The organism is Exiguobacterium profundum (assembly GCF_042652865.1).
GTDB lineage: Bacteria > Bacillota > Bacilli > Exiguobacteriales > Exiguobacteriaceae > Exiguobacterium > Exiguobacterium profundum.
On the sequence record NZ_JBHSHG010000001.1, the window covers coordinates 170,647 to 190,178 of the forward strand.

Below are 19,532 nucleotides of genomic sequence, written 5' to 3' on the forward strand. Positions count from 1 at the left end.
AATTATCGGGTAAAGGGTAGATGAAAGCGTTTTCTTAGCATTATAATAGGGTTAACTGAATGAGTATTCATTTCCAAGGAGGAACAGCGATGAACAAACCGTGGTTACAAGATTATCCAGAAGGAATGCCCCAGTCAATCGATTATGAGGTAAAGCCGCTCTATGAGGCGTTGTCTCGCGCAGCAAAGGATTATCCAAATCGTACGGCCGTCTCCTTTATCGGAAAGGAGTGGACATTCGCGGAAATCGATGATGCCGCACGTCGACTCGGAACGATGCTTCAAGCGAAAGGGCTTGAAAAAGGCGACCGCGTCAGCCTCATGCTTCCAAACTGTCCTCAATACGTCATCTCGTTCTATGCCGTACTCTATGCAGGAGGGACGGTCGTCCAGACGAACCCACTCTATACGGAACGTGAGCTAGAAAACCTCGTCACGGACGCAGGTGTCAAAATCGTCATCACCCTCGACCTGTTATATCCGAAAACGCTTCGCGTCAGTGAGAAGACAGAGATTCAAACCGTGATCACGACGAGTATCGCTGATTACTTACCATTCCCGAAAAACAAACTGTATCCAATCAAAGTGAAACGTGAGAACAATATCGTCATCGATACGACCGGATCGACGCCGTTCAAAAATTATAAAGACTTTAACCCTATCACGCCACTCGACATCGAACCTAAAGAAGATGTCGCCGTTCTTCAATATACAGGGGGGACAACGGGACTTCCGAAAGGTGTCATGTTGACCCACTTCAACTTGACGGCGAACGCCGATCAAATCACGAACTTATTCTATAAGTACAATCGCGGGGACGAGAAACGCGTATTGTGTGTCGTGCCGTTCTTCCACGTCTATGGGATGTCTTGCTGTCTGAACTTTGGGGTCACGAACGGCTATGAGCTTGTCCTCGTGCCACGTTTCGAAGTGACGGATGTCTTAAAGACGATTCAGAAGAAAAAGCCACACTTCTTCCCGGGCGCACCAACGATGTATGTCGGAATCTTGAACGACCCGAAACTGAAGAAGTATGATTTGTCTTCGATTGAGGCGTGTATCTCGGGTTCGGCACCACTTCCGATCGAAGTGCAAGAGGAATTTGAGAAGATCACGGGTGGTCGCATTGTCGAAGGGTACGGTCTGTCTGAGACGTCGCCGGTCACGCATGCGAACTTCTTGTGGGATAAACGGATTGTTGGCTCAATCGGTGCCCCGTTATCGGATACTTCTGCTAAAATAGTAAAAGCAGACGGAGAAACAGAGGCGGACATCGGTGAAATCGGGGAGATCATGCTGAGCGGTCCACAAGTCATGAAAGGCTACTGGCAGAAACCGGAGGAAACGGCAGCCGTCTTGAAAGATGGGTGGCTCGCAACCGGTGACCTCGGCTACATGGGCGAGGACGGGTTCTTCTATATTGTCGACCGGAAGAAGGACATGATCATCGCAGGTGGCTTTAATGTCTATCCGCGTGAAATCGAAGAAGTCCTCTACGAACATCCGGCCGTGAAGGAAGCGGTCTGTATCGGTGTCCCAGATCCATATCGGGGTGAGACGGTCAAAGCGTTCATCGTCCTTCGCGATGGCTCGAGTGTGAAGGAAGAAGAACTCGACAAACATTGTCGTGAGAAGCTTGCGGCCTATAAAGTGCCGAAGTTGTATGAGTTCCGCGACGAGTTGCCGAAGACGTTCGTCGGTAAGATTTTACGCCGTGTCCTCGTCGACGAAGAGAAGGCCAAACAAGTGAAACAAAGCAGTTGACACCAAGCGTACGCATGATAGAATAATAAATGAATGAACCATCATTCATTTTTCTGCAACGGTAAGGAGCTTGGGGTTAATGACAAATCATATTTCGAAAAGTGACCGAATCATTGATGCGGCGGTCAAAGTAATTGCCAATCATGGCTATCACGGTGCAAAGGTGACAGCCATCGCCAAAGAGGCGGGTGTCGCGGACGGCACGATCTATTTGTACTTCAAAAACAAGGAGCATCTCTTAATCGAATTGTTCCAAGCGAAGATGGGGCTGTTCATCGACTACTCGAAACAACAAATCGAGAGCGAGACGTCAGCTGGGAGTAAGTTGTATCAGTTGATTGAATCACATTTAAAGCAACTGTCGGCAGATTACGACCTCGCCGTCGTGACACAAATCGAACTGCGGCAGTCGAACTTGGTACTTCGCCAAAAAATCGGAGAAGTGCTCAAACCGTATTTGAACTTAATCGATTCTGTCGTCAAACATGGAATCGAGACAGGAGAGTTTGACAAGGATTTAGACTATCGACTCGCCCGTCAAATGATTTTCGGCACAATCGATGAGGTTGTGACGAGTTGGATGGCGAGCGGCTTCAAGTATGATCTGTTGTCGACGCTTCCAAATGTGCACCATATGTTGAAAAAAGGGCTTACGTAACAGTGAGCCCTATCACTAGCTCAAAAAATGAATGCTGATTCATGAATGATGGAAAGAATTGACTAAAGGGGGATCAACCATGAATATTTTTGTTTTGCTGAAACGTACGTTTGATACTGAGGAAGCGATTCAGCTCGAGAATGGGGAAATTCAAGAAGACGGCGCTGAGTTCATCATCAACCCGTATGACGAATATGCGGTCGAAGAAGCGATTCAAAAACGTGACGCACTCGGGGGAGAGGTCACGGTCGTCACGGTAGGACCAGAAGATGCGGATAAAGAATTACGTACAGCGCTCGCAATGGGTGCGGACAAAGCCGTTCGCATCTCAATCGAGGACGATGTCGAGGATGCGGACCATGTCACGATTTCAAAAGTGCTCGCCACATACTTGAAAGAACAGGACGCAGACCTCATCTTCGCAGGAAACGTGGCAATCGATGGCGGTAGCGGACAAGTCGCACCACGTGTCGCAGAACTTCTCGACATGAACTACGTGACGACGATCACGGGTCTTGAAATCGATGGTACAACGGCTACGGTCACACGTGACGTCGAAGGGGATACGGAAGTGATCGAAGTCGCACTCCCACTTCTCGTGACGGCACAACAAGGGTTGAACGAGCCACGTTACCCGAGCTTGCCAGGAATCATGAAGGCGAAGAAGAAACCGCTCGAAGAACTCGAACTCATGGACATCGATCTCGATGAAGATGAAATCGAAGCGAAAATCGAGACGATTGAACGATTCTTGCCAGAAGAGAAGAAAGCCGGTCGCATCCTTGAAGGCGATATGTCGACACAAGTGAGCGAACTCGTACAACTTCTTCGCACGGAAGCGAAAGTCATTTAAGGGGGAGATCATAGATGAAAGCTTTAGTACTCGCAGAAGCGCGTGAAGGCGCGTTACGTAACGTATCATTCGAAGCCATCGCTGCGGCGAAGCAATTGACAGACGATGTGACGGCAGTCGTGATTGGGGATCACGTGCAATCACTCGCACAAGAACTCGGGGAGTATGGTGCAAGCCGCGTCCTCGTCGTCGAAGATGATCGCCTCAAGCATTATACGCCTGACGGCTACGGTCAAGTGCTCCGCCAGTTGATCGAGCAAGAAAATCCGGAAATGATCGTTCTCGGGCACACGGCTCTTGGAAAAGACATCGCACCTAAACTTGCGGCACGTCTCGATGCCGGACTCATCAGTGACGTTGTCTCCATCGAAGGAACTGGACATGATGCAGAGTTCGTGCGTCCAATCTACTCAGGGAAAGCGTTCGAAAAAGTGAAGTTCAAAGATTCGGTCATGTTCTTCACAATCCGTCCAAACAACATCGATGCACTCGCACGTCAAGCAGGCGCGAGCGTCTCTGTTGAAACGCCAGCCGTCGAATTGAAAGACCTCGCGATGATTGTCAAAGAAGTCGTGCGAAAAGCGACTGGGAAAGTGGATTTGGCGGAAGCGAAAGTTATCGTCGCAGGTGGACGTGGCGTCAAGAGCGAAGACGGGTTCAAACCACTTGAAGAGTTGGCAGAGCTTCTCGGAGGCGCGGTCGGTGCTTCACGTGGAGCATGTGACGCCGACTACTGCGATTACGCCCTTCAAATCGGACAGACGGGTAAAGTTGTCACACCGGACCTCTACATCGCATGTGGGATTTCGGGAGCGATTCAACACTTGGCTGGGATGAGTAACGCGAAAGTCATCGTCGCCATCAACAAGGACCCAGAAGCAAACATCTTCAGCGTGGCAGACTATGGTATCGTCGGCGACTTGTTCGATGTCGTCCCGATGTTGACGGAAGAGTTCCGTAAGCACCTCGTCAATAGCTAATAAGCAAAACGTTTTGGGGTTGTTACCCTCCGTGGTATACTCTGAACATGAATTGCATGAGAGTTCTCTATCAGGACTCTCTCATCTTATTGGGGAGGTTTTTACAAATGGCTATTAAACATGCAACGACTCAATCGTTTGAACAAGATGTAAAAGAGGGCGTCGTCCTCGTAGATTTCTGGGCAACTTGGTGTGGACCATGTCGCATGATTGCGCCAGTTCTTGAAGAACTCGATCAAGAAATGGGTGACCAAGTCCAAATCGTGAAACTCGATGTCGACGAAAACCCTGAAGTCGCAGGTGCTTTCCAAATCCAAAGTATCCCGACACTCATGATGTTCAAAGATGGTGAGCCTGTTTCGAAAACAATGGGCTTCCAACCAAAAGAAGCATTGAAAGAGTTTATCGCGACAGCACAATAATTGCGTAGCAGCCGATTGAGATCGGCTGCTTTTTTGTTTTACTGAGTAGAAAAGAAGGAAAAGGACAGGCAAGTAGGGAATAGGATGAGTTATTCCACGCACCCTCAATCCGGTCATATTCCGATACATAACGTCTGATTTCAAATTTTTTTTGAAGAAATTCCGTCGGCTTCCTTCATATTTAACAGATTCGGAATTTTGACGGGGGAGCGCTTGAACTGGAAGCTTTTATCATGGAAACAGACTGAAAATTTACGCTATACTCATGAGGAAGACATGATGGAGTCAAGTGACCTTACTTTACGGCTCAATCTATTGTACGACTCTGTTCGAAGGAGGAATTTTCTTGTCGCTGTTACATTTAGCTATTTTGTTGCCGCTTCTTGCGGCACCATTCATCCCGCTTTTGTTCCGGGGGATGAAACAAATTCATACAGGCTGGTTCGTCTTGATCGTTCCGGTCGTGCTCGTCACCTACTTCGCCGGATTCATTCCGATCACGAGTGCAGGGGACGTCGTGACAGAGACGATTGCGTGGATGCCATCCCTCGGGATTAACTTCACGGCATACGTCGATGGACTCAGTCTCTTGTTCGCCCTTCTCATCACGGGAATCGGCGCACTGGTCGTCCTTTATTCGATTTACTATTTGAATAAGGACAAAGAGTCGCTCGGGCATTTTTACGTGTATCTCTTGATGTTCATGAGTGCGATGCTCGGGGTCGTTCTCTCGGATAACATGATTGTCATGTATATGTTCTGGGAGCTCACATCGATTTCATCATTCCTGTTGATTGGATATTGGTATGAGAAAGAACGTTCCCGCTATGGAGCGCAGAAGTCGATGCTTCTCACCGTGTTCGGCGGATTGTCGATGCTCGGGGGGATCGTCTTACTCGAATCGATGGTCGGCTCGTACAGCATTCGCGATATGGTCGCGAACTCGGGCGTCATCGCCGAGAGTCCATTCTTCCTCGTCGCGATGATTCTCATCTTGCTCGGGGCGTTCACGAAGTCAGCGCAGTTCCCGTTCCACATCTGGTTGCCTGACGCGATGGAAGCACCGACTCCGGTCAGTGCGTACCTCCACTCAGCAACGATGGTCAAGGCGGGTCTCTACCTTGTGGCCCGCATGAGCCCGGTGTTCCAAGAATCATCCGTCTGGCTATGGACGATTGCCGGAGTCGGGATGTTCACGATGTTCTGGGGTTCATTCAATGCCGTGAAGCAGACCGACCTGAAGGGAATCCTAGCGTTCTCGACCGTCAGTCAGCTCGGGTTGATCATGTCACTCCTTGGACTCGGAGCGGCGGCGCTCCACTATGACGGCATGGATGACAACATCTTTATGGTCGCGACGATTGCGGCGATCTTCCATTTGATCAACCACGCGACGTTCAAAGGCTCGCTCTTCATGATGGTCGGGATTGTCGACCACGAGACGGGCACACGTGACATTCGTAAACTCGGTGGTCTGATGACCGTCATGCCGATTTCATTCACGGTCGCCGTCATCGGTTCGTTATCGATGGCTGGTCTTCCGCCATTTAACGGATTCTTGAGTAAAGAGATGTTCTTGAAGGCGACGACGAAAGTCTTCTCGGCCGACTTCTTCGCGCTCGATACGATTGGGATTCTACTCCCGATCATCGCCTTCGTCGGAAGTGTGTTCACGTTCATCTACAGCATCATGCTGTTCACGCGGACGTTCATGGGCAAGGCGAAGTTCGATCAATTGCCGAAACAACCGCATGAGGCACCGATTGGCATGTTAATTTCGCCGGTCATCCTCGCGATTCTCGTTGTCGGTCTCGGGTTCTTCCCAAACGTGTTGTCGAACTCGCTCATCAAGCCAGCCGTCGAGTCGATCTATCCGACACTCGTCGCGCAAGGGCAAGATGTTAAAGTAGATATTTACTTCTGGCACGGTTTGACGCCTGAACTATATATGACAATCGGGGTGATCCTTCTCGGTTCATTACTGTTCTGGCAAATGGGTAAATGGATGGGCATCTACAACCGCATCCCACATCGTTTGACGCTCAACGGGATGTACGACGGTACGCTCGTATGGTCGAACAAGGCGGCATATCGCTTTAAAGACAACTACATGACTGGTTTCATCCGGTCGTACTTGATCTATATTTTCGTCTTCCTTTCAGGTATGATGCTCTTCAGCATCTGGTGGTTCGACATGTACCGCTTCTCGTTTGAGAACCTGGCTGAGATTGCACCTTATGAATATGTGCTCGGAGCTGTCGTCATGCTAGCGGCGCTCGCGATTCTCTTCATGAAGTCGCGTCTCCCGTCCATTATCCTACTTGGGGTCGTTGGATACGGCGTGGCACTGTTCTTCGTCTTCTTCGGTGCACCGGACTTGGCGCTCACGCAGCTCGTCATCGAGACGGTCTCGGTCGCATTGTTTTTGCTCGTCTTCTATCACATGCCGGACATCAGCAAGAAGGAAGTACGGATGCGTTTCAAAGTCGGGAATGCCATCGTGGCTGTTCTCGTCGGGACGACCGTGACGCTTCTCAGCTTCATGGCGCTCACAAACAAATCGCTCACTTCGATCTCAGAGTATTACAAAGAGAACGTGTATGAGCTTGCAGCAGGTAAAAACATGGTTAACGTCGTTCTCGTCGACTTCCGTGGATTTGATACCTTGTTTGAAATCGTGGTTCTCGGGATTGCGGCTTTCGGGATTTACACGATGATTAAATTTAGAACAACACGACGTACGAAAGGAGAAGGTGAACATGAAGCAAAACAGCAGACGCGTCAATGACGTCATTTTGCAGACGGCCGCGATTATCATTTTCTTCATCATTGTCATCTTCTCCATCGACTTGTTCTTTGCCGGTCACTATTCACCAGGTGGAGGATTCATCGGTGGATTGATGACATCCGCGGCACTCGTCTTACTGTTGCTCGCATTTGATTCGAAAACGCTCGCGAACGTGCTCCCGATTGACTACCGTCTCATGACGGCGACCGGATTACTGATTGCCCTTGCGACAGGTCTTCACTCGGTTTTCTTGGGTCGTCCGTTCTTGACGCACGCATACGGGAAGTTTGACTTACCACTTCTCGGTGAACAGACCCTTCACACGGCGATTGCGTTCGACTTAGGGGTTTACCTTGTAGTCATCGGAATCACGTTGACGATTATACAAACGATTGGAGAGAGTGAATAATGGAAATCTTCGTTAGCATCATCATCGGTGTCCTGACGATGTGTGCCGTCTATCTTGTTCTCTCAAGAAGTTTGTTACGCATCATCATCGGCACTGCCTTGTTCAGTCACGCGGCACACCTTCTCGTCTTGACGACGGCAGGTTTGAAGACAGGGGCTGCCCCTGTTCTCGTCGACGGTGTGACGGAATTCACAGACCCGTTACCGCAAGCGCTCGTCTTGACGGCAATCGTCATCAGTTTCGGGGTGACGGCGTTCTTCCTCGTACTTGCCTACCGCACGTATCAGGAGCTCAGCACGGACAATATGGAAGAAATGAAAGGAACAGAATCGTATGATTAACTTACCGGTCTTTCCAATCGTCATTCCTGCGCTTGCGGCCATCCTTATGATGTTTATGCCAAAACGGGTCCAGCTGCAGCGCGCAATGGCTCTTGGAGCTTTAGTTATTACGGCGATCGTGTCACTCTTTCTCGTGCATACGGTCTCCACGGAGGGGATTCAAACCCTCAACCTCGGGAACTGGCAAGCACCGTTCGGCATCACGCTCGTATCGGATATGTTGTCAGCCCTACTCGTGACGACGTCGACTCTCCTCACGCTCTTCATCGTGTGGTTCGCCGTCCATTATTTCTCTGACTCATATGAAGGAAACTACTTGTACATCTCGATGCTCTTCTTGCTCGTCGGGGTGAACGGTGCCTTCACGACAGGTGATATCTTCAACTTGTTCGTCTTCTTTGAGGTCTTCTTGATGTCCTCATACGTATTGATTGTACTCGGTGGACGTGGCGTCCAGTTACGTGAGTCAATCAAATACTTGCTCGTGAACATCATCGCCTCGGCGCTCTTCGTCATGTCAGTCGCCTTGCTTTACGGTGTCACAGGTACACTCAACATAGCGGACTTGGCGATGAAGATCCCGCTTGTCGATAACCCGGACGTCATCACCGTCATCGGTGTGCTATTCGTCATCGTCTTCGGGATGAAAGGGGCACTCGTCCCACTTCACTACTGGCTCCCTGGAGCGTACGTGGTCGCACCGACCCCGATTCTCGCCATGTTCGGGGCTCTCTTGACGAAAGTCGGGGTGTACTCGATCTTGCGGACGTACACGCTACTCTTTGATGGGAACGGTGAGTTTTTACAGACGTTCCTCATGTTGCTCGCTGTCCTCACCATCTTCATCGGGATGACAGGGGCCATCGCCTATAACGACGTGAAGTTGATCATCATCTACAACATCATGATCGCAGTCGGGGTCATCTTATACGGGATTTCGGTCAACACGCAGACGTCCCTTGAAGGGTCGCTCTACTACTTGATTCACGATATGATCATCAAGGCCGTTCTCTTCATGCTCGTCGGGATGATGATCGGAATCACCAAATCCGGTCAACTCCGTGATATGGGTGGACTCATCACTCGCTTCCCGTTGTTCGGATGGACGTTCTTCGTCGCAGCGCTCTCGCTCGCTGGGATTCCACCACTCAGTGGATTCTTCGGGAAATTGTTGATCGTCTCAGGTGGGATGGACGAAGGCGAGCTGTTCGGACCACTTCTCGTCCTCTTGTCGAGTCTCTTCGTCCTCTATTCGGTCATGAAGATTTTCTTGAACGGGTTCTGGGGCGAGGCGAAGCGCGAGTATGATGGACCGCTCGTACCGTATACGAAGCGTTTGATTGTACCGGTCTTCTTGTTGCTCATCATCGCGGTCGCATACGGATTTGGGGCAGAAGCCATCCATCCGTATATCACGCAAGCGATTGAGCCGCTCGTCAATCCAGAAATCTATATCGATGCCGTGATAAAGGAGTGAATGACAGATGGCTTATCAACTATTGATTAACTTTTTCTTGGCGTTCATCTGGATGTTCCTCACGGGATCGTTCACAACGAGCGGATTCTTCGTCGGGTATCTACTCGGCTTACTCATCTTGTTCATGATGCGCCGATTCTTTAAATCTAGTGGGGGCGGTTTTTACTTCACACGCGTCTGGCGTCTGTTTAAACTGCTGCTCATCTTCATCCGTGAATTGTTCCTCGCGAACTTTGAGGTACTGCGTCTCGTCCTTAGTCCGAAGTTGAAAATCCAACCAGGGATTTTCCGCTATGAAACGTCGCTCGACAAAGGATGGAAAGTCAGTTTGCTCTCGATGCTGATCACGCTCACACCAGGGACGCTCGTCGTTCAGGTGTCAAAAGACAATTCCGTGCTCTATATCCACGCACTCAACATGCCGGATAAAGAAGCGCTACAAAAAGACATTTATGATAACTTTGAATCAAGCATTAAGGAGGCGACAGAGTGATGGATTTACTAGACATTCTCATCTACATCTCGCTCGCCATTCTCTTGCTTGCGATGTTGATGATGTTGTATCGTGTCGTCAAAGGACCGACGACGGCAGACCGAGTCATCGCGCTCGACTCAATCGGGATCGCGCTCATCTCGGTCGTCGCGTTATTGTCGATTCTGCTCGATACGACCTTGTATTTTGAAGTCATCTTGCTACTCAGTATTTTGGCCTTCATCGGAACGGTTGCGTTCTCGAAATTCTTAGAGAGGGGAGAGATAATCCAACATGACCGCGACAATGATCTTTGATCTCATTACCGGCATCTTCACGATCATCGGCGTCTTCTTCACGGTCGTCGCCGCGATCGGTCTCATCCGTCTCCCGGATATTTATTCGAGAACACACGCTGCCTCAAAGAGCGCGACACTCGGTGTCATGTTCGTCCTCTTCGCGGCCGTCCTTCATGTATATGTCGATGAAGGGGTGTTTGATGCAAGACTCTTGCTCGGTCTCTTCTTCGTCCTCTTGACGGCTCCTGTTGGAGGTCACCTCATCTCGCGTGCGGCGCACGCGAAAGGTGTTCCACTTTGGGAGAAGTCATTACAAGACGCACTGAAAGAGGACAAGGACAAAGGAATCGAATAAGAAAAAGACGGGATTTGCCAAGAGGCAAGTCCCGTCTTTTGTTTAGATGAGATAGGTCAGGTCGGAGGCGGCGGTCGGATAGGCGACTTCTAAGTGCTTCACATGTTGATGCGACAGTTTGTTCTGTATAATGAAAGAGAACAGGTTGATGAGTTCAGGGGCGTGGTGACCAATCAAATGAGCCCCGATGACGTGCCCTTCTGCACTCAGTAACACTTTTGAATATGCGGTTGCGTCGTTGATTCGTGAATAGGTGAGGAAGTGCGACATGTCCGTTTCTTTCACGTCGAAGTCAATGCCCTCAGCTTCCGCTTCCTCGACCGTAAGACCGACTTTGGCAATCGGTGGCGTCGCATAGACGATGGTCGGGGCCGGACGCTCAGGGAGTGACCGTGTATTCCCGTGAAGCATATTGAGTGCGGCGAGGCGCCCTTCCTGACCGGCGAATGGAGTGAGCGCAGGATTGGGACTTTTGGCGACGTCGCCCGCGGCGTATATATTCGGGTTACTGGTTTGCAGATGCTCGTTCACGTGTACACCGTGATGATCCGCTGTGACACCGACCGCTTCAAGCCGGAGTCGCTCGATGCTTGGAATTCGTCCTGTGGCGTTAAGGACCACGCCTTCGAGGGTAGAGTCATCTGATAACGTTAAGACGTTGCCATCGATTCGTGTTGGTTCGACGTCATGTCGGATGGTGATGCCGATTCGCTTCGATTCCTCAATGAGCCGATGGACGACGTTCGGGTCGAATGCTTTCAACGCACGTGAACGGATGAGGAGTGTCACGTCGCTTCCGAATCGTCGGAAGATATGGGCAAACTCAAATGCGATATACCCGGCGCCTACGATGTGAATCGAATGGGGAACCGTGTCAAGGTCGAACACATCATCGCTCGTGATTGCCAGTTCGCCACCTGGGATGTCAAGAGGGCGGGGTGTTTGACCTGTGGCGATTAAAAATTGAGTGGCAGAGAGCTCGTGACCATCGATGACGATTGAATCCTCATCGATAAAGTGAGGCTCTCCCTGATATAAGTCAATGTTCATCTCATCCCAATGCTGTTTTTTGGATGTTGGGATAGAGAGGCGGTACTCATCAATCCGCTTTTTAAAGGACGACCAATCGAGTGACAGGCTTCCTTCGACGCCAAGCTCACGCATACGTTCCGTTCGGGCAAGGAGTTCTGCTCCTTCTGCAAGCATCTTCTTCGGGTCACATCCGCGTTGAGGACATGTTCCTCCGAACGTCCAATTCTCAATGATGGCGATCTCTTTACCGGCTTCGCGTAAAATGGAAGCGGCTTGACCCGCTGCGGATCCGCTACCAATAATGATGACATCGTATCGTTTCATAATATAAAATCCTCCTCTGACGAGATATCACACTCTTTTTCCCGTCCAGGAGGAAGCTAAACTGAGGTGAATGGAATTGAGTCATAGCGACCACATTAAGCATAAATTAGCACTGCTCCCGGATGAGCCGGGTTGTTATCTGCATAAAAACGAATATGGCGAAGTCATCTATGTAGGGAAGGCGAAAAACCTCAAGAATCGGGTCCGTTCTTACTTCACGGGTGCACACGATATCAAGACGATGCGCCTCGTCGCAGAAATCGGTGACTTCGAGTACATCGTGACGGCGAGCGAACTCGAGGCGTTATTACTTGAAATGACGCTCATTAAAAAGCACGACCCGAAGTACAATATTCGCCTCAAAGACGACAAAACATATCCGTACATCAAAATTACGAACGAACCGTATCCACGTCTGTTGACGACACGTAAATTGAAAAAAGACGGCGGACATTACTTTGGACCGTATCCGAACGCCTATGCGGCGAACGAGACGAAACGTCTGCTTGATAAACTCTACCCGCTCCGTAAATGTCAGCCGATGCCGAAAAAGCTCTGTTTGTATTATCACATTGGGCAATGTCTGGGACCTTGTGAGCTCGCAGTCGATACGGATTCGCAAAAAGAGATTGTCAACGAGATTCGCCGCTTCTTGAATGGTGAGACGAGTGAGACGCTCGCGAAGCTGAATGTCGAGATGGGACGTGCCGCTGAGGACATGCAGTTCGAGCGAGCGGCTGAACTGCGCGACCAGATTCGAGCGGTCGAATCGATCATGAATAAACAGAATATGATTACGGCCGACCCGACGGCACGAGACGTCTTCGGTTATACGCTTGACCGTGGCTGGATGTGTGTCCAAGTGTTCTACATGCGAGGCGGCAAGATGATCGAGCGAGATGTCTCTCTCTTCCCGATGCACGGAGAGCCTTCGGAAGAACTCGAAAGTTTCATCGTTCAGTTCTATGAACAAAACGTCGTGCCGAAAGAGATTCTCGTACCCGAGACGGTCCGGCTCGATTTACTGAATGACGCCATCGGAACGAAAGTGATGCAGCCGAAACGAGGGGCGAAGAAACAGCTGCTTGATTTGGCGACGAAGAATGCGACAATCGCCTTGAACGAGAAGTTCGAGTTGCTCGCCCGAGATGAAGAACGGACATTGCTTGCGATGCGTGAACTTGGTGAAGCGATCGGGATTCCCAACTTGTCACGTGTCGACATCATCGACAACGCCAACATTCAGGGCGCGGACGCCGTGTCGGCACTCGTCGTCTTTGAAGACGGGAAGCCGCTCAAGAAAGAATATCGGAAATATAAGATTCGTACCGTCCAAGGACCGGACGATTACGAGACGATGCGTGAAGTCGTCCGTCGACGATTCCGCCGTCTCTTGACGGAAGACAAACGATTACCCGATCTCCTACTGATTGATGGGGGGATTGGGCAATTGAATGCGGCGCTCGACGTCATTCAAAATGAGTTCGGGCTCGACTTGCCGGTCGGCTCGCTCAAAAAAGATGACCGACATCGGACGAGCCAACTGTTGTTCGGAGAAGGTGGGGGCGTTGTCGAGCTCCATCCACGATCGAGCGCCTTTTATCTGTTGCAGCGGATGCAAGATGAGGTCCACCGTTTCGCCATCACGTTCCACCGCAGCCTACGGACGAAGAAGATGACGAAGTCGATACTCGATGAGATTCCGGGTGTCGGTCCGAAGCGTCGTCAACAGCTCATCCGCCATTTCGGGTCGATGAAACAGATTCGTCTGGCATCACTCGAACAATTGAAGGAAGCGGGGTTGCCGGAAAAATTAGCGGAGACCGTGCTTCAATACGTGCATGAGGAGACGGATGAATGAGACAGATTACGACAGACGTGGAGAATACAATCGCTTCATTCGTGAGAGCGATTGATGAATTTCTACCAACCGTTCAGCATATATATATTCATGGATCATTAGCGATGGGTGGTTTTCATCCGAAACGAAGTGATGTAGATTTGTTGCTCGTCGTATCAAACGCATTGACTCGGGAGGAACGACAAAAACTCATCGACTGCTGTCTCTCGTACTCCAACGAACCATATCCGCTCGAACTGAGCATCATGACGATGGCGCAGCTAAAAGATTGGTATCATCCAAGTCCTTTTGAGTTTCACTATAGTGAAGGGTGGCGTTCACGTTTTGAAGAAGCTAGTAGGGAAGAAAGAACCGAATTGCAACAAGGATTCACCGATCCTGATTTGGCGGCTCACGTCCAAGTGATTTTAGAGCGTGGTATCACATGGCGAGGGCAACCACTTCATAAACTCCTTTCTGGATTCGATTCAGCTCATTTTTCTGATGCGATTCGAGCGGATGCGCTCGATTCTCTTGACTCGATTGAAGAACAGACGGTGTATAGCGTATTGAACTTGATACGTGGCCTGGCCTATGAACAAGAACGTGTTCTGCTCTCAAAACAAGAAGCACTCCATTGGTTAGTGAATAACGGACATTTTCCAGGAAATATTGTCGAAGTTGTTCGTAAGGCGACTCGGAGCTATGAAGGGGGAAGTGTGACGTTTCATCGACAAGAACTCAATGAATTCCGTCGCTACATGTGTCAACAACTTCAGCGGAAACAAAAATAAGAGTCGATGCGTTGGCATCGACTCTTATTTGTAGTCGTCTTTTCGGTCTAGTTGGACGGTGATTTGGACAGCTTTTCGGGTTGGATCGGCGTAACCTTCCGCGACGCACTGGAAACGACCAGCAATCTGTTCGGCTAAAAATCCAGCTTCAAGCTGATAATAACCTGTCGCTTTGGTCTGAGTCGCAGGTGGTGGGATCAATTCATAAGTAAACTTGCTCCCACGTTCCTTCTTGATTGTCAACTCTCCCCAACCTGCCTCTGCGAAGAAAGCAGTCAGTTCATCGTCGGACATCGTCGGGAACTTACGGGCGACCCGTTTTCCTGACCAATAGATGACTTGGGCGTAATCTTCGCCAAGCAAATCCGTCAACACATAGTCGCGAAGCAGTTCAATCGCGAAAGTTGGTTGGCTCATCGTTTCCATTCTATCCCATCACTCCAATCTCTCTATATCATTATAACGACCAATTGGAATTTGGTCATCCTGTAATTTTGAAAAGAATGTGGCACAAATCGGCTAGGTTGTCTTGTCATACAATTTTCACAAGAGTAGAATAGGAGACAGAAAGCTATATCTGCATTTGAAAACGCTTTTATTGACAATACGAGCCAATGCTCGTGAAAAGGGGGAACTAGAATGGCAGCGCATCGTGACTATTTCAGTCGTAAAGTCCATTCGCTACTTGGGGTCATTCCAATCGGTTTGTTTTTGATCGTCCATTTATCGGTCAACTACTACATCGTCGATGGGGTGGAGTCATTCAACAAAGCAGCAAAATTCATGGAGAACTTACCGTATTTGTACTTCCTTGAAGTGACAATTATCGCATTGCCGATGATTTTCCACGGGGTGTACGGCGTGTACTACGCGTTTCTCGGGTCAATCAACTCGAACCGCTATTCATACGCGCGCAACTGGTTATATCTCTTCCAACGCTTCACAGGAGTTTTCCTCGTGATCTTCATCGCTTGGCACGTTTGGGAAACGCGTCTTGCGAAATTGCGCGGGGTAGAAGTCAATGCGGAGATGATGCAAAACATCGTCGACAACCCGCTCATGTTGATCTTCTACATAGTCGGAATCCTTTCGGCTACGTTCCACTTCGCGAACGGTCTTTGGTCGTTCTCGATCACGTGGGGTATCACACAGTCACCTCGTTCGCAACGTCTCATGAGCTACGTATCAGGTGTCGTGTTCTTGGCACTATCTTTTGTCGGCATCCGTTCGATTTTGACGTTTGCAGGCATCTTGTAATTAGGGGGAATTTTACATGGCAAATCAAAGTTTGATCGTCATCGGTGGCGGTCTAGCTGGACTCATGGCGACAATCAAGTCGGCAGAGATGGGTGTTCCGGTAAAACTATTCTCGCTTGTACCGGTCAAGCGTTCACATTCAGTTTGTGCCCAAGGTGGGATTAACGGGGCCGTCAACACGAAAGGGGAAGGTGACTCTCCTTGGCAACACTTTGACGACACGGTCTACGGAGGCGACTTCCTCGCCAACCAACCGCCTGTCCAAAAGATGGCGGAGAATGCTCCGAAAATCATTCACATGTTCGACCGGATGGGCGTTATGTTCAACCGTACGCCAGAAGGTCTCTTAGACTTCCGTCGTTTCGGTGGAACGCTTCACCACCGTACGGCATACGCCGGAGCGACGACAGGACAGCAACTTCTTTATGCACTCGATGAGCAGGTTCGTCGTTACGAAGCGCAAGGTCTCGTCGAGAAGTATGAGGGCTGGGAGTTCCTTCGTGCGGTCATCGACGAAGAAGGCATCTGCCGCGGTGCGGTATGTCAAGATTTGCGCTCGATGGAAATTAAAGCGTTCCCATCGGACGCGGTCATCTTGGCGACAGGTGGCCCAGGGGTCATCTTCGGTAAGTCGACAAACTCGGTCATCAACACAGGACAAGCAGCGGCAGCGGTTTATCGCCAAGGCGCGGTTTACGCGAACGGGGAGTTCATCCAGATTCACCCGACGGCGATTCCAGGGGATGACAAACTTCGTCTCATGAGTGAATCGGCTCGTGGGGAAGGTGGACGTGTCTGGACATACAAAGACGGGAAGCCGTGGTACTTCCTCGAAGAGAAGTATCCAGCATACGGAAACCTCGTACCGCGTGACATCGCAACACGTGAGATCTTCGATGTATGTGTCAACCAAAAACTCGGCGTCAACGGCGAGAACATGGTCTACCTCGACTTGTCTCACAAAGACTCGAAAGAACTTGACATCAAACTTGGTGGAATCCTTGAAATCTACGAGAAATTCGTAGGCGACGACCCGCGTAAAGTACCGATGAAAATCTTCCCGGCAGTCCACTATTCGATGGGCGGACTATGGGTCGACTACGATCAGATGACGAACATTCCAGGACTCTTCGCAGCCGGTGAATGTGACTACTCGATGCACGGTGCGAACCGTCTAGGTGCGAACTCTCTTCTTTCAGCCGTTCATGGCGGAATGGAAGCAGGGCCTGCGGCAGTCAACTACATGCGTGGTCTCGATCAAGCGACAGAAAGCGTTTCAGAAGCGCTCTTCAACTTCAATGAACGTGAAGAAATCGAGCGATTCAACAACATCCTTGCGATGGATGGAACAGAGAATGCTTATCAAATCCACCGTGAACTCGGTGAACTCATGACGGACAACGTCACAGTTGTTCGCTACAATGACAAACTTGAAGCGACCGACAAGAAAATCCAAGAATTGCGTGAACGTTTCCATAAGATTTCAGCTACGGATACGGCACGTTGGAGCAACCAAGGGGCATCGTTCATTCGACAACTCGACCACATGCTCGACCTCGCACGCGTCATCACACTTGGCGCACTCAAGCGAGACGAGAGCCGTGGGGCCCATTACAAACCGGAGTTCCCGGAACGTAATGATGAGCAGTTCATGAAGACGACGATGGCACGTTACAAAGATGGGGAAGTCGATATCTCGTATGAAGACATCGATGTTTCGTTAATCCCGCCACGTAAACGGGATTACTCGAAGAAAGGGGCGAAGACGAAATGACGACGCCAATGCAATCTGAACAAAAAGACATCCGCTTCATTATCGAACGCCAAGATGGACCGGATCAAGCGACGTATACGGAAGAATTCACGGTACCATACCGTCCAAACATGAACGTCATCTCGGCATTGATGGAAATCCGCCGTAACCCGGTCAATGCGAACGGGGACAAGACGACACCGATCAACTGGGACATGAACTGTCTTGAAGAAGTATGTGGTGCCTGTTCGATGATTATCAACGGGAAGCCGCGCCAGTCGTGTACGGCACTCGTCGATAAACTCGAGCAACCGATTCGTCTTGCACCGATGAAGACGTTCCCGGTCATCCGTGACCTTCAAGTCGACCGTCAACGCATGTTCGACGCGTTGAAAAAAGTGAAGGCATGGGTCCCAATCGACGGCACATACGACCTCGGTCCAGGACCGCGTATGCCGGAGAACAAACGTCAATGGGCCTACGAACTATCGAAATGTATGACGTGTGGTGTTTGTCTTGAAGCGTGTCCGAACGTGAACGACAAATCGGACTTCATCGGTCCAGCGGCGATTTCGCAAGTCCGACTCTTTAACTCACATCCAACAGGTGCCTTCCACGCGGAAGACCGCCTCGAAGCACTCATGGAAGACGGCGGCATCATGCAATGCGGAAACGCACAAAACTGTGTCGAAGTTTGTCCGAAGGGCATCCCGCTCACGACGTCGATCGCTTCGATGAACCGTCAAACGACGCTTCACTCGTTCAAACAGTTCTTCGGTAGTGACAAAGGTCGCACCGGTTCTGCGGTCGAGGCGTAAGCGAGCCGATGACCAAGTACTTTCGAGAGCCAGGTTGGGAAACACGTGTCAAAAGAGGGATCGCGCTCGATGTGAAAGTCCGCTTTTCGGAGTGCGACCCGTATGGTCACATGAACAACACAATTCCGTTCATCTATTTCGAAGATGCCCGGATCGAGTTGTTAGAGGCGACAGGATTCTCCTTGAAGGACGGATTCGTCGTCGTCGCCGATGCGCAATGTGACTATGTTCGACAAGTCATGCCACGTCAACAGCTGACTGTGCATGCCAATATCTTGACGGTCGGAAACACTTCATGTGATATTCATTACGGGGCATATGACGGAGAGCAACTCCTCTTCGCCGGACGGACAAGCCTCGTTCATTTAACGAAGGAAGGCCGTCCTACGGAATGGACTCCGGAATATAAAAACCGCTTGCAGAATTTTTGCGAATCCGCTATCATTTGATAATGAGTTCACAAACAAAAAATATTCTGCTGGTTCGCCTGTAGAATTGAATTTTGAAGGGAGACCATCATCTCATGGAAAAAACGTTCACAGTCGTTGCTGATTCAGGAATTCACGCTCGTCCAGCTACTCAGTTAGTTAACACAGCTTCTAAGTTCCAATCAGACATCAACCTCGAGTACAATGGTAAAACAGTTAACTTGAAGTCGATCATGGGTGTACTTTCACTCGGTATCGCAAAAGATTCTACAATCAAGATCACTGCTGAAGGTGAAGATGCAGAAGAAGCGATCAACACGCTTTCTGACATGCTCACTAGCGAAGGTCTTGCTCAGTAATTCGGGTAAGGGACGAGGCGCCAATGGCGACCTCGTCTTTTTTTGTCATGGGAACGTTTCTTTTTCCGTCCGAGATTTTTTGGTAAGATAGGTGAGAATGGAAGTGATGC

The 19,532-nt window shown here is 49.9% G+C and carries 21 protein-coding genes; 19 read left to right on the forward strand and 2 right to left on the reverse strand.

The annotated features are described in order from the left end of the window. The first annotated feature begins 89 nt into the window (after window positions 1-89). The 12 genes from ACFO4U_RS00905 (at window position 90) to mnhG (ending at window position 10,817) form a co-directional block, all read left to right on the forward strand. Window positions 90-1,763: an AMP-binding protein gene (locus ACFO4U_RS00905; RefSeq protein WP_214782543.1), complete on the forward strand. Its 1,674-nt coding sequence runs from the start codon at window positions 90-92 to the stop codon at window positions 1,761-1,763. Between the two features lie 79 nt (window positions 1,764-1,842). Next, window positions 1,843-2,421, forward strand: a complete 579-nt coding sequence (locus ACFO4U_RS00910; protein WP_074037553.1) for a TetR/AcrR family transcriptional regulator — start codon at window positions 1,843-1,845, stop codon at window positions 2,419-2,421. Between the two features lie 79 nt (window positions 2,422-2,500). Beyond that, window positions 2,501-3,274, forward strand: coding sequence for an electron transfer flavoprotein subunit beta/FixA family protein (locus ACFO4U_RS00915; protein ID WP_015881088.1), 774 nt, complete (start codon window positions 2,501-2,503; stop codon window positions 3,272-3,274). 14 nt (window positions 3,275-3,288) lie between these two features. Next, on the forward strand, window positions 3,289-4,254 hold the full coding sequence (locus ACFO4U_RS00920; protein WP_074037552.1) for an electron transfer flavoprotein subunit alpha/FixB family protein: 966 nt from the start codon (window positions 3,289-3,291) through the stop codon (window positions 4,252-4,254). 107 nt (window positions 4,255-4,361) lie between these two features. Continuing rightward, complete coding sequence (gene trxA / locus ACFO4U_RS00925; protein ID WP_015881090.1) at window positions 4,362-4,676, forward strand: thioredoxin; 315 nt, start codon at window positions 4,362-4,364, stop codon at window positions 4,674-4,676. A 346-nt stretch (window positions 4,677-5,022) separates the two neighbouring features. Next, window positions 5,023-7,464, forward strand: a complete 2,442-nt coding sequence (locus tag ACFO4U_RS00930) for a Na+/H+ antiporter subunit A (RefSeq protein ID WP_078146522.1) — start codon at window positions 5,023-5,025, stop codon at window positions 7,462-7,464. After that, complete coding sequence (locus ACFO4U_RS00935; protein WP_015881092.1) at window positions 7,436-7,873, forward strand: Na(+)/H(+) antiporter subunit B; 438 nt, start codon at window positions 7,436-7,438, stop codon at window positions 7,871-7,873. Before ACFO4U_RS00930 ends, ACFO4U_RS00935 begins: the two co-directional genes overlap by 29 nt. Further along, window positions 7,873-8,214 carry a Na(+)/H(+) antiporter subunit C gene (locus ACFO4U_RS00940; RefSeq protein ID WP_015881093.1) on the forward strand — a complete coding sequence of 114 codons (342 nt, stop codon included), beginning with the start codon at window positions 7,873-7,875 and terminating at the stop codon, window positions 8,212-8,214. Before ACFO4U_RS00935 ends, ACFO4U_RS00940 begins: the two co-directional genes overlap by 1 nt. Further along, entirely contained in the window at window positions 8,207-9,691 is a 1,485-nt protein-coding gene (locus ACFO4U_RS00945; protein ID WP_215244124.1) for a Na+/H+ antiporter subunit D, read from the forward strand. The genes ACFO4U_RS00940 and ACFO4U_RS00945 overlap by 8 nt, the downstream gene beginning before the upstream one ends. A gap of 7 nt (window positions 9,692-9,698) precedes the next feature. Continuing rightward, the gene (locus tag ACFO4U_RS00950; protein ID WP_015881095.1) at window positions 9,699-10,184 is read left to right on the forward strand and encodes a Na+/H+ antiporter subunit E; all 486 of its coding nucleotides are present in this window, start codon (window positions 9,699-9,701) and stop codon (window positions 10,182-10,184) included. Next, the gene (locus ACFO4U_RS00955; protein WP_026826530.1) at window positions 10,184-10,480 is read left to right on the forward strand and encodes a Na(+)/H(+) antiporter subunit F1; all 297 of its coding nucleotides are present in this window, start codon (window positions 10,184-10,186) and stop codon (window positions 10,478-10,480) included. The genes ACFO4U_RS00950 and ACFO4U_RS00955 overlap by 1 nt, the downstream gene beginning before the upstream one ends. Beyond that, window positions 10,458-10,817, forward strand: a complete 360-nt coding sequence (mnhG, locus tag ACFO4U_RS00960; RefSeq protein ID WP_215244123.1) for a monovalent cation/H(+) antiporter subunit G — start codon at window positions 10,458-10,460, stop codon at window positions 10,815-10,817. Before ACFO4U_RS00955 ends, mnhG begins: the two co-directional genes overlap by 23 nt. A 42-nt stretch (window positions 10,818-10,859) precedes the next feature. Here mnhG and ACFO4U_RS00965 read toward each other — a convergent pair whose 3' ends face one another. After that, entirely contained in the window at window positions 10,860-12,173 is a 1,314-nt protein-coding gene (locus tag ACFO4U_RS00965) for a dihydrolipoyl dehydrogenase family protein (RefSeq protein WP_074037543.1), read from the reverse strand. Between the two features lie 70 nt (window positions 12,174-12,243). On the opposite strand from ACFO4U_RS00965, the gene uvrC reads away from it, so the two are divergent. Together uvrC and ACFO4U_RS00975 are read left to right on the forward strand one after the other, a co-directional pair. Then, entirely contained in the window at window positions 12,244-14,034 is a 1,791-nt protein-coding gene (uvrC, locus tag ACFO4U_RS00970) for an excinuclease ABC subunit UvrC (protein WP_215244122.1), read from the forward strand. Next, a complete protein-coding gene (locus ACFO4U_RS00975; protein WP_214691156.1) occupies window positions 14,031-14,807 on the forward strand; it encodes an aminoglycoside adenylyltransferase domain-containing protein in 777 nt (258 codons plus the stop codon). Before uvrC ends, ACFO4U_RS00975 begins: the two co-directional genes overlap by 4 nt. Before the next feature lie 24 nt (window positions 14,808-14,831). Here ACFO4U_RS00975 and ACFO4U_RS00980 read toward each other — a convergent pair whose 3' ends face one another. Further along, window positions 14,832-15,224, reverse strand: coding sequence for a YslB family protein (locus tag ACFO4U_RS00980; protein WP_251125226.1), 393 nt, complete (start codon window positions 15,222-15,224; stop codon window positions 14,832-14,834). 222 nt (window positions 15,225-15,446) lie between these two features. Here ACFO4U_RS00980 and ACFO4U_RS00985 point away from each other — a divergent pair, with 222 nt between their 5' ends. From ACFO4U_RS00985 to ACFO4U_RS01005, 5 genes are all read left to right on the forward strand, one after another. Beyond that, entirely contained in the window at window positions 15,447-16,064 is a 618-nt protein-coding gene (locus ACFO4U_RS00985) for a succinate dehydrogenase cytochrome b558 subunit (protein ID WP_015881102.1), read from the forward strand. Window positions 16,065-16,080: 16 nt separating this feature from the next. Continuing rightward, entirely contained in the window at window positions 16,081-17,838 is a 1,758-nt protein-coding gene (gene sdhA / locus ACFO4U_RS00990) for a succinate dehydrogenase flavoprotein subunit (RefSeq protein WP_015881103.1), read from the forward strand. Window positions 17,839-17,846: 8 nt separating this feature from the next. Continuing rightward, window positions 17,847-18,635, forward strand: a complete 789-nt coding sequence (gene sdhB, locus ACFO4U_RS00995; RefSeq protein WP_193343274.1) for a succinate dehydrogenase iron-sulfur subunit — start codon at window positions 17,847-17,849, stop codon at window positions 18,633-18,635. Window positions 18,636-18,643: 8 nt separating this feature from the next. Beyond that, entirely contained in the window at window positions 18,644-19,084 is a 441-nt protein-coding gene (locus ACFO4U_RS01000; RefSeq protein WP_015881105.1) for an acyl-CoA thioesterase, read from the forward strand. A gap of 74 nt (window positions 19,085-19,158) precedes the next feature. Then, entirely contained in the window at window positions 19,159-19,422 is a 264-nt protein-coding gene (locus tag ACFO4U_RS01005; RefSeq protein WP_015881106.1) for a phosphocarrier protein HPr, read from the forward strand. The last annotated feature ends 110 nt before the right edge of the window (window positions 19,423-19,532 follow it).